General features: G+C 44.6%; 12 protein-coding genes. 4 read left to right on the forward strand and 8 right to left on the reverse strand.

What is annotated here, in order from left to right; translation table 11 throughout:
• Positions 1 to 76: 76 nt before the first annotated feature.
• From rlmA to gap, 4 genes are all read right to left on the reverse strand, one after another.
• Positions 77 to 904 (reverse strand): 23S rRNA (guanine(745)-N(1))-methyltransferase, encoded by an 828-nt coding sequence (rlmA, locus tag R8O70_RS14285; protein ID WP_318184222.1) that lies wholly within the window; start codon positions 902 to 904, stop codon positions 77 to 79.
• Positions 905 to 1,000: 96 nt separating this feature from the next.
• The gene (locus R8O70_RS14290; RefSeq protein ID WP_206949292.1) at positions 1,001 to 3,037 is read right to left on the reverse strand and encodes a methyl-accepting chemotaxis protein; all 2,037 of its coding nucleotides are present in this window, start codon (positions 3,035 to 3,037) and stop codon (positions 1,001 to 1,003) included.
• 198 nt (positions 3,038 to 3,235) lie between these two features.
• Positions 3,236 to 4,120: a D-hexose-6-phosphate mutarotase gene (locus R8O70_RS14295; protein ID WP_258623368.1), complete on the reverse strand. Its 885-nt coding sequence runs from the start codon at positions 4,118 to 4,120 to the stop codon at positions 3,236 to 3,238.
• 156 nt (positions 4,121 to 4,276) lie between these two features.
• Positions 4,277 to 5,272 (reverse strand): type I glyceraldehyde-3-phosphate dehydrogenase, encoded by a 996-nt coding sequence (gene gap, locus R8O70_RS14300; protein ID WP_005380697.1) that lies wholly within the window; start codon positions 5,270 to 5,272, stop codon positions 4,277 to 4,279.
• A gap of 337 nt (positions 5,273 to 5,609) precedes the next feature.
• Between gap and msrB the strand changes: the two genes are divergently transcribed.
• Positions 5,610 to 6,017: a peptide-methionine (R)-S-oxide reductase MsrB gene (msrB, locus tag R8O70_RS14305; RefSeq protein WP_005380698.1), complete on the forward strand. Its 408-nt coding sequence runs from the start codon at positions 5,610 to 5,612 to the stop codon at positions 6,015 to 6,017.
• A gap of 118 nt (positions 6,018 to 6,135) precedes the next feature.
• Here msrB and R8O70_RS14310 read toward each other — a convergent pair whose 3' ends face one another.
• Complete coding sequence (locus R8O70_RS14310) at positions 6,136 to 6,957, reverse strand: DUF2989 domain-containing protein (RefSeq protein WP_213907166.1); 822 nt, start codon at positions 6,955 to 6,957, stop codon at positions 6,136 to 6,138.
• Between the two features lie 101 nt (positions 6,958 to 7,058).
• Between R8O70_RS14310 and R8O70_RS14315 the strand changes: the two genes are divergently transcribed.
• Complete coding sequence (locus R8O70_RS14315) at positions 7,059 to 7,343, forward strand: YeaC family protein (protein ID WP_258623367.1); 285 nt, start codon at positions 7,059 to 7,061, stop codon at positions 7,341 to 7,343.
• 95 nt (positions 7,344 to 7,438) lie between these two features.
• Here the strand turns inward: R8O70_RS14315 and ansA are convergent, their stop codons facing one another.
• Positions 7,439 to 8,452 (reverse strand): asparaginase, encoded by a 1,014-nt coding sequence (ansA, locus tag R8O70_RS14320; protein ID WP_258623366.1) that lies wholly within the window; start codon positions 8,450 to 8,452, stop codon positions 7,439 to 7,441.
• A gap of 165 nt (positions 8,453 to 8,617) precedes the next feature.
• Entirely contained in the window at positions 8,618 to 10,468 is a 1,851-nt protein-coding gene (gene sppA / locus R8O70_RS14325; protein ID WP_005380705.1) for a signal peptide peptidase SppA, read from the reverse strand.
• Between the two features lie 224 nt (positions 10,469 to 10,692).
• Between sppA and R8O70_RS14330 the strand changes: the two genes are divergently transcribed.
• Positions 10,693 to 12,705 carry an NADPH-dependent 2,4-dienoyl-CoA reductase gene (locus R8O70_RS14330; protein WP_258623364.1) on the forward strand — a complete coding sequence of 671 codons (2,013 nt, stop codon included), beginning with the start codon at positions 10,693 to 10,695 and terminating at the stop codon, positions 12,703 to 12,705.
• 60 nt (positions 12,706 to 12,765) lie between these two features.
• Here the strand turns inward: R8O70_RS14330 and R8O70_RS14335 are convergent, their stop codons facing one another.
• Positions 12,766 to 14,082, reverse strand: a complete 1,317-nt coding sequence (locus tag R8O70_RS14335) for an MFS transporter (RefSeq protein ID WP_064376890.1) — start codon at positions 14,080 to 14,082, stop codon at positions 12,766 to 12,768.
• 173 nt (positions 14,083 to 14,255) lie between these two features.
• Between R8O70_RS14335 and R8O70_RS14340 the strand changes: the two genes are divergently transcribed.
• Complete coding sequence (locus tag R8O70_RS14340; protein ID WP_005380711.1) at positions 14,256 to 14,804, forward strand: NAD(P)H nitroreductase; 549 nt, start codon at positions 14,256 to 14,258, stop codon at positions 14,802 to 14,804.
• Positions 14,805 to 14,825: the final 21 nt, after the last annotated feature.

Below are 14,825 nucleotides of genomic sequence, written 5' to 3' on the forward strand. Positions count from 1 at the left end.
GGATGATATTAATGGAGGCTGAGCAATGAATCAATATAAATGATAACTATTTGCGTTTGTTGTTTTTTTTGACTTATTAATTGAGTGTTTTTTTGCGATATACACGCAACATAAAATCAGCCTCACATTGGAAAAGTGTAGCGGATTTCAACTCTTCACGAAGAGCATCGGTTGCTTTCCATGCGAATGGCGTCATTTGCAATAAATCGATTGCGGCTCCGTTTTTCAAGTCCATAACATAGTTAAGATGCTGCTGGTGCTCTAATTCAAACCCTTCAATATGTTCTGGTTCTTCATTGTGAAGACGAACTTCTTGATAAATGCGCTCACGCAGTTGGTATAAGTGGCGGCTAGCAGGAGTAACCGTGACAACAACGCCGTCGTTTTTTACAACGCGCTGCAGCTCCTCAGCTTTACACGGGGCATAAATGCGCAAAATGGCATCTAAGGATTCATTTGCGAAGGGAAGTCGGTGACTAGAAGCCACACTAAAGTTGCAGTGCGTGTAACGCTTCGCCGCGTAACGAATGGCAACTTTGGAAATGTCTAAGCCATAAATCGTGGCATGGTTCGCTTGTGTTTCTATCGTCTTTTGTACTTGATCTGTGTAGTAACCTTCACCACAACCAATATCTAATAATTGATGGGTGCTCCCCTCAGTGTATGTTGCACACAGCTGCGCCACTTCTTGGCGCATTGGGTTGTAGTAATCTCCTTCGAGGAATCGACGACGAGCTTGCATCATCTCTTTGTTGTCACCAGGATCTTTAGAATGTTTGTGATGCGCTGGCATCAAGTTAACGTAGCCTTCTTTTGCTAAGTCAAACTGATGATTGTTTTCGCACTTAAACGTTTTTTCATTTAACGCTAGAGCTTGGTGGCATAGAGGGCATTGATAGTTCATGACGATCTCGAACAGAAAGTAGGGCGGCAAATTCTATCAAAAAGCATGGTCTCAAGTGAAACAAAAAGAGCCGACTGGGTCGGCTCTTATTAAGTATTAGTGGAAGAAGTCGACTTGCTCTTTCAAGTTTCGTGCTTGTTGTTGAAGTTCAATGGCACTTTGCGAGGTTTTTGCGCTCGTGTTGCGGCTTTCTCGGTTAAGTTCACTGATAGAATGGGCATTTGCTGCAATTTCTTGTGAAACTTGAGCTTGTTCTTCTGAAGTCGCTGCAATGGCGTCGGCTTGAGAGGCTATCGACTGCACTTGTACTGCGATGGCTTCTAATGCTGTGCCCGCGTCTTGTGCTTTGTCCAAGACCTGGTTTGCACTGCGTTGGCTGTCTGTCATCATATTAACTGCATTATGAGTCGACCCTTTTAGTTTCTCGATAATTTCCACGACATCCTGAACTGAGCTTTGGGTTCGGTGCGCAAGTGTGCGCACTTCATCTGCTACAACTGCGAAGCCACGGCCTTGCTCACCTGCTCGTGCTGCTTCAATGGCGGCATTCAAGGCAAGTAAATTGGTTTGCTCAGCAATTTCATCAATCATTTTAGTGACGGTTTGAATACTCTCGCTATCGCGATTTACTTGCTCGATAGCCGTTGCTGATTGATCCAATTGATCGTTAAGTTGAGCAACGTCGATACATACGCCTTCAACAATCGCGAGACCAGATTGACTATCAGTATTTGCTGAGCGTACGTTTTCCGCAATGCTTTCGACTTGTTGTGCGACAGATTGAGCGGAAGAGGCCATTTCTTCAATCGCTATCACAACTTGCTCGACTTCTTGTTGTTGTCGGTCGGCTTGGGTCAAATTGCTATGTGCATCGTTGGCAACGCTGGTGGAGTTGCTCTCCACTAAGTCGCTTGTTGAACGGATCTTACCAACGAGTTCATTGAGCTGACTTGCCATACTGGCGACACCCGAGCTCAGGTTCGTAATTTCATTCTTTGATGCTTTACGAGACGCTGGAATGTTCAAGCTGACTTCGCCGCCCGCTAAGCGAGTCATGTATGAGTTTAGAGTCGTGAGAGGTTGTAAGCTGCGATTCAAGAAAAGCGTCAGTACAACAAAAGTAATGATTGCCGCTACCGAAGAAATGATGGCAATGAGTGTGAGAAGCGTGTCGCTACCTTTTGTAACTTCTTTGATAAACGTACCGCCTAGCAGTTTCCAATTCCAACCTGGAACCTCTGTGTAGACAAGATACTTTTCGCCTACGTTACCTTGGTACTCGAAAGGGTAGCGAATTAATCCACTAGATTGTTCGAAAATCTGACCAAAAGGCTTGTGACCATTGTAGTCGGCGACTTCTAGTATTGACGAATCTGAGCCGCTTTTTGCTGGATGAAGTAGGTATTTACCAAGATTGTTGTCGTCGTTATCAACGATAATGGTGTAACCAGTGTCGCCCCATTTTATCTCTTCGAGTGCATCGAATAAGGTTTGTGTCGCTTGGTCTACTGGTAAGCCAATAAACGATAGGCCTGCTACCTTTCCTGTCGCATCTTTGATTGGGGCATAGTAGGTAATGTAGCGCTCGCCATACAATTTAATTTGAGCGTAATACGGTTGTCCTGCTTTAAGTTGCTGATAACCAGGATGGTTGATGCCTAGCGTGGTTCCGACCGCTCGCTGACCTTGTGGATCTTTTAGGGAGGTGGACACCCGAATAAAGTCGTCACCCAATGGTGCGAATAGCGTTGCTATAGCGCCGGTATCACGTGTGAAACTGTCGACCAACTTGGTGTCATTAATTAAGCTTTCACTGTATTGAGTGATGTTTGGTACTTCATGTCCCATGAAGTCAACCGTGTAATTTTCGACATAGACACCGGCAAGGTAGCCATTGCGAAAAGTAGATTCGAGGACTTTAGCGGTGTGCAGGTAAGCATCGAATTGGCCAGCAATGGTTTTTGCCATTGATTCTACTTTAGATTGGTGTTCTTTCAGTGTGCTTTCCAATAGAACATCGGAAGCGTTGCGGTAAACAAGCGCTGCAATACTGCTGAAAGCAATGAATAGACACAAAGTGATTACCAGTTTCAACTGGAATCCGACACTTTGATTTCGGTATCTCTCTAACATAGACTAATTCCTGATATTTTTATTATTTATGAGTTTTGTATCGGTATGCTATCGGTTTATATGATCAATTTTTTTGATATTTATTAATGAAACCGTCAAAAGTGACCAGTAACCAATAAGTTAGTAAAGATAGGACCATCTAAGCAGAGCTTTTATTACAAAAAAAGCCGGGTATCCCCGGCCTTTATATGGTGATTCTTACTGCGCTGAAATGACAGTGACAAGTTCATGTGTCTCACCTGGTTGGAGCGTTTGACCTTGCTCAATACTTGGTGCATGAACAGCAGACTCCACACACAACATGGTTTGATAACCATCGTCAGCCATGTCACCCATGCTTTGCGCACCTTCTGCCCAAGGGTTCCATAATACTGCTGAGTTGTGGCCTTGGTTGTGTACGCTTAGCGTACGATCCAATACCGGGTCTTTTACCAAAATTTTCGCTTCTGGTTGCGTGTAAACGCGATCAATGGTGTCAGTTAGTTGTAGAACATTACCACCTTGGCGTACCGCATCAGCTTTCAAGCTATCAATGTACTCGGCACCCATGCCTGTCGTTTGTGCTTGCTTAATGTCTCCAACGTTTAGGTAAGTATGTAATGCGCCAGAGAAGGTCCAAGCCTCGTCATCAATGTTCATGACTTTGAGCGTCACTTTTAGCTCATCGCCCACTTCAATCACCAAACGAGCGTCAAACATATGGGGCCAAATATCGTGGATTTCTTCTGTCGGGAACAGAGCAAGTTCAACAATCACACCGTTATGGTTCTCACGATGTTCAACCAACTCCCATTCTGCGGTGCGGGCAAAGCCGTGAGCTGGAGCAGCAATACGCCCAAACCAAGGCCAACAAACCGGAATGCCACCGCGAAGAGCAGCTTTACCATCGAAGACAGCTTTTTCGCTCATCCAGATCAGATCTTCTTGACCTTTAGGCGTGAACGACACGACATGACCACCGTGTAGCGAGATGCCTGCCGTTGCTTTGTCATGAATCACGCGGACGATTTTTATCTGATCAACTTCAACGATAGTGACGTTATCAGATAGCACCGTTAGGGCTGGGAGAGTTTTTAAATCCATGTGTAGTTTCCTATCGCTGGGGGAGAGCTTTTAGACGCGCTTCGCACATTAAATGCAACATCGAGCCTGCATTCTCTCAAATTCCAGATACAAAAAAGGCGACCCTAGAGCCGCCTTTTCTTTAACGAAGTTATTCGCTAATTGCTAACTTTCTAATTACTTAGAGATGTGAGCGATTAGGTCTAGAACTTTGTTTGAGTAACCGATTTCGTTGTCGTACCAAGATACAACTTTAACGAATTTGTCAGTTAGCGCGATACCAGCTTTAGCATCGAATACTGAAGTGCAAACTTCGCCGATGAAGTCTTGAGATACAACTGCATCTTCAGTGTAGCCTAGAACGCCTTTTAGTTCGCCTTCAGAAGCTTCTTTCATCGCTTTACAGATGTCTTCGTAAGAAGCACCGTTAACTAGGTTAACAGTTAGGTCAACTACAGAAACGTTAGCAGTTGGTACGCGGAAAGCCATACCAGTTAGTTTGCCGTTTACTTCTGGAAGTACAACGCCTACAGCTTTAGCAGCACCAGTTGAAGATGGGATGATGTTTTGAGAAGCACCACGACCACCGCGCCAGTCTTTAGCAGAAGGACCATCTACAGTTTTTTGAGTTGCTGTAGTTGCGTGAACTGTAGTCATAAGACCAGATTCGATACCGAACTTATCGTTAAGAACTTTAGCGATAGGCGCTAGACAGTTAGTAGTACAAGAAGCGTTAGAAACGATGTCTTGACCAGCGTAAGTGTCGAAGTTTACGCCGTTAACGAACATTGGAGTAGCGTCTTTAGAAGGACCAGTTAGTACAACTTTTTTCGCGCCAGCAGTGATGTGCTTACGTGCAGTCTCGTCAGTTAGGAAAAGACCAGTTGCTTCAGCTACAACGTCAACACCGATTTCGTCCCATTTTAGGTCTTCAGGGTTGCGCTCTGCAGTAACACGTACAGTTTTACCGTTAACGATTAGGTTACCGCCTTCAACTTCAACAGTACCGTTGAAACGGCCGTGAGTTGAGTCATACTTAAGCATGTATGCCATGTAATCTACATCGATAAGGTCGTTAATACCTACTACTTCGATGTCGTTGCGCTCTTGCGCTGCACGGAATACGAAACGACCGATACGGCCAAAACCGTTAATACCTACTTTGATAGTCATTATAGTTGCTCCACAACTTAATTTCTGATTAAAGATAACTGGTAGTAAAATTACAGAATCCAGTAAACATCTGCAAGTGATAATCGGACTTAACTTGTTTAAAGTCAAAAAAAAGCGACGCTTTTTTTAACAATTCTTTGCAAATGTACGTTTTTTAAACTTTTAACTGATTCTTCTGTAGCCCAGTTGGCGTAATATAACTGGTGAGATAAGTGCTCTTATCAAATTAATTACGCATGGTGTCCTGGTGAGAAAGTATGTGCTACAACTGTTAAGAGAAGCAAGTTTTTTGCTAAAAAAGTCAATACCAAGAACAGTAAATAAGGAGCCGAAAGTCGTGGAACAAAGCGGGAAAAAAGTGACGAAGTCAGATGAACAGTGGCGTGAGCAACTGTCTGATGAAGAGTTCCGTGTTTGCCGAGAGCAAGGTACAGAGCCTCCTTTCAGCGGTAAGCTACTGCATAATAAGGAAACTGGTGTTTATGCTTGTACTTGTTGTAATGCCCCTCTCTTTGTCTCTGATAACAAGTATGACTCTGGCTGCGGATGGCCAAGTTTTGATGCGCCTATCAACGATCAAGCGGTGCGCTATTTAGAAGATCTAAGTCACGGAATGGTACGTACAGAGATTCGTTGTGCAACGTGTGATAGCCATCTAGGGCACGTTTTTGAAGATGGCCCACAGACCACAGGAGAGCGTTTTTGTGTTAATTCTGTGTCGTTAATTTTCAACAAATCAGAATAATAACGACAAAATTGTGCTCGAGATTGTTTTATCCTTTCAGGATGATTCATGCTCAACGGTGATCTGAGTGTCGCTCGACTTAAACGAAAAACTCCCGCTCATTGCGGGAGTTTTTCGTTTATATCTCAGTGGGTATCATTGCTGGGGAATAGATACCTTTCTCTATGGCTTTCGCCACCGATTCGGCTAATTCATCCAACTGCTTATATCGCTCTGGATGACTGAAATTGAACATACGTTGGAGCTGCTTTTCATCAGCAAGCGGTACGTCGAATCTCTTCGCGACCATTGCCCATAGATACGCTTGCTCTTTGTCTCCAAGCCCCTGATGAATACTTGCCATTGACTTGAGAATGACCGGATTGATGTTGTCTTCATCAGATAAAGACAACGCGTTATTAAGAAGCTCCAGGGTTTTCTTGGTATCTCGGTTGGTATAAAAAGTGGCTAATGCATATTGCATCTCAGCATTATTTAATTGGGGAGACCCTTCCATTTGTAAAAATGCGCGCCGAGCTTGAGTATCTCCCGTTTGAGACCATAAAAAATACAAAGTAGCCGGGTCTTCTGAGCCTTTTAACTCGTTTACAATGCGCTCTAGCTCATCAATACTGTGTACCAATGCATTAAAGCGTTGTCTTTTGAGAGCACTTTGATCAATAGGGGTGATCTGGGAGGCGAGTTCTAAGCATTTCCTATATTCAGCGACCAGACCGTATTCGATGATTTGGTTTGCTTCCGATGGGTTTTTCAATTGCTCAAACCGATGCCAAACCAAATTTGTTCTTGGAATTCGACATTGGCCGTCATCCATATTGAGCTGCTCGCAACGCAGTTCTGGTGTTTTTTGGCACAACTCTTCGGTTGTCACGTTACCTTCAAAACAGCCCGATAGCACAAAACATGCGAGGCTGAGAAGTAACCAGTTTGTTTTTTTCATGGTTTTGCTTGTGATCCGTTACACCAATTCATTTTCGTATTCTTGACTCAATTTCTTAACCCGTTATGTTCTGTAAATAGAATGTAATAAGAAGGTACACTATGGACGCAGAACAACTATTACAAGCGATGACTCCAGAAGTTTATGATCGCTTAGTGTATGCAGTAGAAACGGGAAGATGGCCTGAGGGTACAACACTTTCTAAAGAGCAGCGAGATTCGTGTATGCAAGCTGTGATGTTGTATCAATCAAAACATAATACTGATGCGCAGCATATGACGGTTGCAGCCGGTGGTGAAATCAGTTTTAAATCAAAACAAGAGCTTAAAAAACAATTCAGCAGAGAAGAGAGCGATATTGTTCGTGTCAATCCGAACATTGATTAATCCTTTCGCCTTATTTCTCAAAATTTTATTATTTTGATTTTGAAAGAAAAAAGCCCAAATTGTATTGGGCTTTTTAGATCGTAGAAAGCTTGAACTTACAGGCTCATTTCACCACGCAGTACTTGTTGCATTCTCTCTTTTACTTCTTCGTAAGAAAGGTTTTGGCTTAGAAGGTAGTGTAGTTTTGCCAGCGCCGCTTCGGGCGTCATGTCAAAGCCACTGATAACACCAGAGTCTGCGAGAGCACAACCTGTGGCATATCCGCCCATATTCACTTTACCTGCCAAACACTGAGTTAGGTTTACGACAATAACGCCGCGCTCAGAGGCTTCTTTCAGGTGACCAAGCAGCTCAGGGTTCTGAGGAGCATTACCGACACCAAAAGTCAGAAGAATCATCGCATTCACGGGCTGACGAAGCGTGTTGCGGATAACTTCGTGTGAAATACCAGGGTACATGGTGATCACACCGATTGGTTGTGGCGTGATGTTGTGAACCTTAAACTCACCTTCTGGTTGTGCACCAACGGTTACGCTGTTGCTAACTTGAATATTGATCCCAGCTTCCAATAGTGGAGGAAGGTTTGGTGAAGTAAAGGCATTAAAACCGTCTGCATGAGATTTTGTGCTGCGGTTACCACGCATCAATTGATTATTGAAGAACAAAGTTACTTCGTTGATCGGGTAGTTTGCTGCAATATGTAGCGCGTTTAATAGGTTTGCTTGGCCGTCAGAACGCAGCTCTGCGAGAGGGATTTGTGAACCCGTTACAATCACTGGCTTACCAAGGCTTTCAAGCATGAAAGACAATGCGGACGCTGTGTACGCCATGGTGTCAGTACCATGTAGGATAACGAAACCATCGTATTTGTCATAGTTGTCACGAATATCATTCGCAATCTGCTGCCAGTCAGCAGGTGTCATATCTGATGAGTCAATCAGAGGGTCGTATTCGTGGATGGTGTAATCCGGCATTTCAGGACGATGGAATTCGGGCATGCTTGCTAATTGCTTTTCCATAAAGCCAGCAACAGGCACATAGCCGTGGTCGGATTTTTGCATTCCGATGGTACCACCGGTGTAAGCGATGTAGATGTGTTTTCTAGTCATCGTTTTTTTCTTTCGTGTAGGGGAACAGAGGTGGGGATTATATACCTAAATAACCTTGAGATGCGAGGCTATACGCACAGCATCAGAAAGTCATCTGAGGAGATGCAAAGCCTAATAAAAAGGGCACTTCAAGTAGAAGTGCCCTTTGTAATATTGATGGAAAAACTACTGCACTTGGCAGTTCAAACAAAATGCGTATTGACCTTTAGGATCGTTGAAGCTTTGGAGCAAACTTGCGTCTTGTTCGAATTGTTGAGCTACGGGTTGAAGACTTTTTGGTAGCAAGCTTGTTGCATCAATACCTAGAGAGACTTTTACCTGTTTCATAAACTCTTGTAGAAATAGTTCAGTAGGTGAAAGAGGCTCTTCTACCCAGTAAATGCCGTAATCGGTTACGTTCGCTAGTTTCGCCGCTAGCTCTACAGCATCATCAAAGTCACCCATTTGATCGACAAGACCAAAGGATAGTGCATCTTGGCCAGTCCAAACTCGACCTTGAGCAACTTTGTCAACTTCCTCTAGAGACATATCGCGATTCTCGCCAACTAGAGAAATAAAGCGCTTGTAACCGTGTTCGATACCTAATTGGAACACTTGAGACGCGCCCTCAGAAAGGCCAGTGGTAATACCGTCACCTGAGAACGGCGATGTGCCAACGCCATCAGTATTAATGCCTAACTTGCTAAAGCCTTTTTCAAACGTGGTGATGACACTAAATATACCAATGGAGCCCGTCAGGGTTGTTGGCTGAGCAACGATTTTGTCTGCGCTCATTGAAATCCAATAACCACCAGAAGCGGCCAAACTCGACATGGATACAACAACCGGCTTACCTGCTTGCTTCAGAGCTTCTACTTCGTTACGAATCACTTCAGAAGCAAAGGCACTGCCTCCTGGACTATCTACTCGTAATACGACCGCTTTCACTTTTTCATCATTGCGTGCTTGACGCAGCAAGCTTGCGACCGTGTCACCACCAACAGTTCCGCGAGGTTGTTGACCGTCCATAATCGCGCCACTGGCTAGAACAACGGCGATGTCGTGCTGAGGTAGTGTGTAATCGGGACGAATCGTTGCAAGGTAGTCGTAGTAACCAATCGCGTTGTAGCTGTCTTTGCCGTCACTACCAAACTGTTTTGCAAATAGAGTGCGAATGTCTTGGCGTGTCGCAAGTTCATCCACTAGCCCCAGTTTGACTGCGAGCTGAGCAATATCGCCATTTACAGACTTCATCTCGTTAATCAGCTCATCCATGGTTGGATTAAGCACTTTCGCATCAATGTTTCGGTTTGTTGTTACGTCATCAACAAAAGCACTCCACAATTGAGTAACCCAACGTGTTGCTGACTCTTTCGCCGCATCGGACATGTCATCACGAATAAAAGGTTCGATAGCGGATTTATAAGTACCTACGCGAAAAACATGAGTAGAAACGTCAAGCTTTTCAAGTAACGTTTTGTAGTACATTGAGTAAGCGCTGTAACCTTTAATCAATACACCACCATCAGGTGCCAGATAAACTTTGTCAGCGTAACTTGCCAAGTAATATTGGCTTTGGTTGTAGAAATCACCTACGGCGTAAACGGGTTTGCCTGACGCTTTAAATTCGTTCAACGCTTTCGCGATGTAACGTAGTTTCGTGAGATTTGTTTCTGGCATGTCTCGCAGTGCTAGCACTAATCCAGACACTTTAGGATCGTCTTTCGCGTAGCGAATAGTATCAACGATATCGAAAAGGACGTTTTCTTTCGGTAGCTCATTACCCAAAAGGGAACCAGCAAAAGAGTCCATTGGGTTTACATAACGTCTTTGTTCGACAATTGGGCCTGAAAGGTTCATCACCAATGCCGATTCTTTTTCGACGACAGGTTGACCGTCTCCGGTATAAGTAAAGGCAAAGTAGAAAACGGCAATCATCAGCAAGAAAATTAGGTTTGCCAGTGCGAGTCTGATGAAAGTGATACTTTTCCATATCCCTTTAAATATCAAACCAATAAATTTGAAGAGTTTTTTCATCTTGTCTCCATAACGAGATAGTTACGCCGAGTCTAACAAAGTATGGGTTCTTATCTCTAAGATCTCAAAAGATAACATTTTTTTAGCTTATCACGACCACTCAACAATTGGCATATTTTCACACGAGATTGATCGGTGTTACAAAAATGTAAACGCTTGTTTGATTTTTTGGTTGAGCAGGCTTAATCTGGTCAGACCATGATAATAACAATGGATGTTAAGTGATGTCTGCCATGTACCCAAACCTATTAAAGCCACTGGACCTCGGTTTCACACAATTACGAAACCGAGTTCTGATGGGATCAATGCACACGGGCTTAGAAGAGCACAAAGAAGGATTACAGAAGCTCGCTGCTTTTTATGAAGAACGCGCGAAAGGCGGTGTCGGACTGATTGTAACCGGAGGTTTTTCTCCTAACTTACGCGGTCGTTTACACCCGTTGAGCGCTGAATTCAGCAAGCCAAAACATGCTAAAGCCCATAAAGTTGTGACAGAAGCGGTGCAAAAGCACGGTGGTAAAATTGCGTTGCAAATTCTCCATGCTGGGCGTTATGCAATGCATCCATTCTCGCAAAGTGCATCTGGCATTAAAGCGCCGATTGCAAAGTTTGCTCCGAGTGAAATGAGCGACCGCCAGATAAAGAAAACCATCGACGCGTTTGCTAATAGTGCGGAGTTAGCACAGCTTGCTGGTTATGATGGCGTCGAGTTAATGGGCTCGGAAGGTTACTTGATAAACCAATTCTTATGTAAACGTACTAATATGCGTTACGACGAATGGGGTGGCAGCTATAAAAAACGTATGCGTTTTCCGCTAGAAATTGTTAAAGCGGTACGCAAGGCGGTGGGTGACAAGTTCATCATCATCTTCCGTCTTTCTATGCTGGATCTTGTCGAGCAGGGCAGCACTTTTGAAGACGTTATCGAATTGGCGAAAGCACTTGAAGAGGCTGGCGTCACGATTATTAATACGGGTATCGGTTGGCATGAGGCTCGAATTCCGACAATTGCGACTCAAGTACCACGCGGTGCGTTTACATGGGTTACGGAAAAAGTTAAACCTCACGTTTCGGTTCCTATTATCACTTGCAACCGTATAAATACGCCAGATGAAGCAGAACGTATTTTATCTTCAGGTCATGCCGACATGGTTTCGATGGCGCGCCCATTCTTGGCCGATCCTTACTTTGTTGCTAAAGCCGAACAGGAAAAAGCGCAGTTTATTAATACGTGTATTGGTTGTAATCAGGCGTGTCTAGATAACGTGTTTAAAGGTAAGCGCGCCAGTTGCTTAGTGAACCCTCTAGCGTGCTATGAAACCGAAATTGTTGTTGAACCAGCCTTTAAAAAGAAAAACATTGCAGTTGTTGGTGCTGGACCTGCGGGCTTGGCTTGTGCGACCACACTGGCTGAACGTGGCCATAAGGTTGATCTGTTCGAAAAGAACGACCGCATCGGTGGTCAGTTCCGTCTTGCGATGCAGATCCCTGGTAAGGAAGAGTTTCGAGAGACGATACGATATTTCGCTAACCGTATTGATGAAACAGGCGTGAATCTGCACTTATCGACGGAAGCGAACTATGACTTACTCACAGAATACGATGAGATAGTGATGGCATCGGGTGTTGAGCCACGTAAAGTCAATATTGATGGAATTGATAACCCAGAGAAAGTCGTCGACTATCAAACTCTCATTCGAGACAAAACGCCAGTCGGTGAGAAAGTGGCTATCGTTGGTGCTGGTGGCATTGGCGTAGATGTCGCGACCATGCTCACAGAGCCAGTTGGACAAACGTTGGATGACTGGTTGCATGAATGGGGAATCGACAAGGAGATGTCTCAGCCGGGTGGTTTATATCCTTACCCTGATGCGGTCAGCGATAAAGAAGTCTGGGTACTTCAGCGTCGTAAAGGTCGTGTAGGTAAAGGTCCGGGTAAAACGACAGGTTGGATCCATAAACGTACCCTTGAAAAACGGGGCGTACATTTAGTCGGTGGCGTGTCTTACGATAAAATTGATGATCAAGGTTTGCACATTCATGTAGATGGAAAAGAACAATTATTGAACGCGGACAAAGTCGTCATTTGTGCGGGGCAAGAGTCTGTTCGTCCATTTGAAGATAAATGGTCTGAACTCGGAGAGAAGATTCATATCATTGGCGGAGCTGACCATGCGGGTGAACTTGATGCTGTGCGTGCGATTCGTCAAGGTGTTAAATTGGCGGTAAAACTCTAGCTTTTTAATGTGTGTTTACCATGAAAGCTGCGCTTTGAGCGCAGCTTTTTTTGTATAGAACTAGTCACTGATATCTGGCAGTTGTTTGGCCATTACCACGCCAGCAAAAGTAATAAAAGAGAACACTAACACCACAGCTGAAAGGCTCAAGAAGTTCGACATAACACCAAGAGAGCTCATTAGAAGCAGCATTATCCCAACCACTGTGTTACTCACGGCTACATAGCTCGTCCGTTTGTCACCTTCTGCGATATCAACTAAATAGGTTTTTCGTCCGACTCGTATTCCGTCGTGGGCAATACAAACACAAAAGTAAAGCAGAGGAATCACGAATAGGAAGCTTTGGCTAGCGGTGACCCATGTATCGTAAACAAATAACACAACACCAAGTAGCGCGCTCATCATTGCGCCTATGACCATCACACTGCGGCTGGAGCGATCGGACATTCTTCCCCAGAAAGGACCTGACACAAAGGAGGCTAAGCCACTCGCAAACATAAAGAGAGCTAGCACCCAGAGCTGTCCACCCAGAGATTGCTGTGCCAGCACAACGTAGTACGGTGCACTCAGCGCAGAACATAAAAATAGTGTCCGCGTGATAACGAATCGACGAAAGGTCACGTCTGTCTTAAGTAACGCGAGTTGTTTAAATGCTTCGAGGACGCCATTTCGACCACCGTCTACCTCACCGGCATACTCATTAATTCGCGCATAGACGAATGCCGCGATGAGCCATATGACGCCCGCTAAGCCTAAACTCAGACCGTAAAAGCGCTCTGTCGGCTCTACGTCCCATAACCAGGCTAGTGCCAGAAGGCTCGCGAAAAGCAGCGTAACCAGGCCAGCAGCACTTGAAGACCAGCCGTTGACTTGACCTCGTTGGTTTTTAGGGATGGTTTTGCCCAATACATCTTTTGATGCGACGGAATTTAAACCGCGTGAGAGGCTGAAGATCACAAGACATGCAATTACACCATAACCCGCAGCAGCTCCTGTCAGAGTTAATGCGACCACTCCGATTGCAAATATGGAAAGAGCCTGCAAGATGCTGCCAATTACCCAGACCCATTTTCTTACTGGAATGCGTCGGATGTAGTGCGCGATGCTAAGTTGTGGGATAAGGGAACCTGATTCACGAATAGGAACGAGCCAACCAATTAAGTAAACCGGTGCCCCGAGACTTTGTAGTATCCACGGCAACGTGACTTTAGGATTGATTAACGCATCGCCAACTTTCGTTAAAAACTGAGCGAGAATTATTTTAAGAAAGTTGCCGGGAACTTGATGACAAGCTGATTCAGGAATCGCCTTACAGGCACGGGCATCTTCGTCATTAACGATCTTTTCGTAAATGCTGTTTTGTTTGTCCTTGTTCATCAACCTGCCTATGTTCAACTTATTCATTTCGCGAATAAATTAACATTAAACCCAGATTGATGTTAAGTGAAGCACGTTATCAAGCCCACAGAAAACCGGTTGTTATTCGCAGGAGCAGATTGTGCTAAAGTGGCGTAAACAAAATAACAACGATATTCAATAAGGATTCTTTCATGGACGCTCTCGATCTTTTGCTCAATCGCCGATCTATCGCGAAGTTATCCGCGCCTGCTCCAGAAGGTAAAGCACTTGAGAACATCATTCGTGCTGGCCTTCGTGCGCCTGACCATGCGGGATTAACCCCTTGGCGTTTCGTTATCGCACAGGGCGATGGTTTGAAAAAACTGTCAGATATATTGGTAAAAGCGGCAGAAGCTGAAAATAGTGATGAAGCGGTGGTCGAAAAGGTAAAGAATGCCCCATTTCGCGCACCAATGGTGATCACGGTGATTGCTAAAGTAACAGAACATGAGAAAGTACCAGCACTAGAGCAACACTTATCTGCGGGATGCGCTGTACAAGCGATGCAAATGGCAGCCGTAGCGCAAGGCTTTCAAGGGTTTTGGCGCTCAGGTAAGTGGATGTTCCATCCAGAAGTTCATCAAGCATTTGGTTTAGAGGGTGACGATGAGATTGTTGGTTTCTTGTACTTAGGCACGCCTGGTTGTACACCGATGAAAGTTCCTGAGCGTGACCTTTCTCAGTTTGTTGAATTCCTATAACTAAAAACTTAAATAAACTGA

It is taken from the genome of Vibrio sp. 779(2023) (assembly GCF_033344285.1).
Taxonomy (GTDB): domain Bacteria; phylum Pseudomonadota; class Gammaproteobacteria; order Enterobacterales; family Vibrionaceae; genus Vibrio; species Vibrio alginolyticus.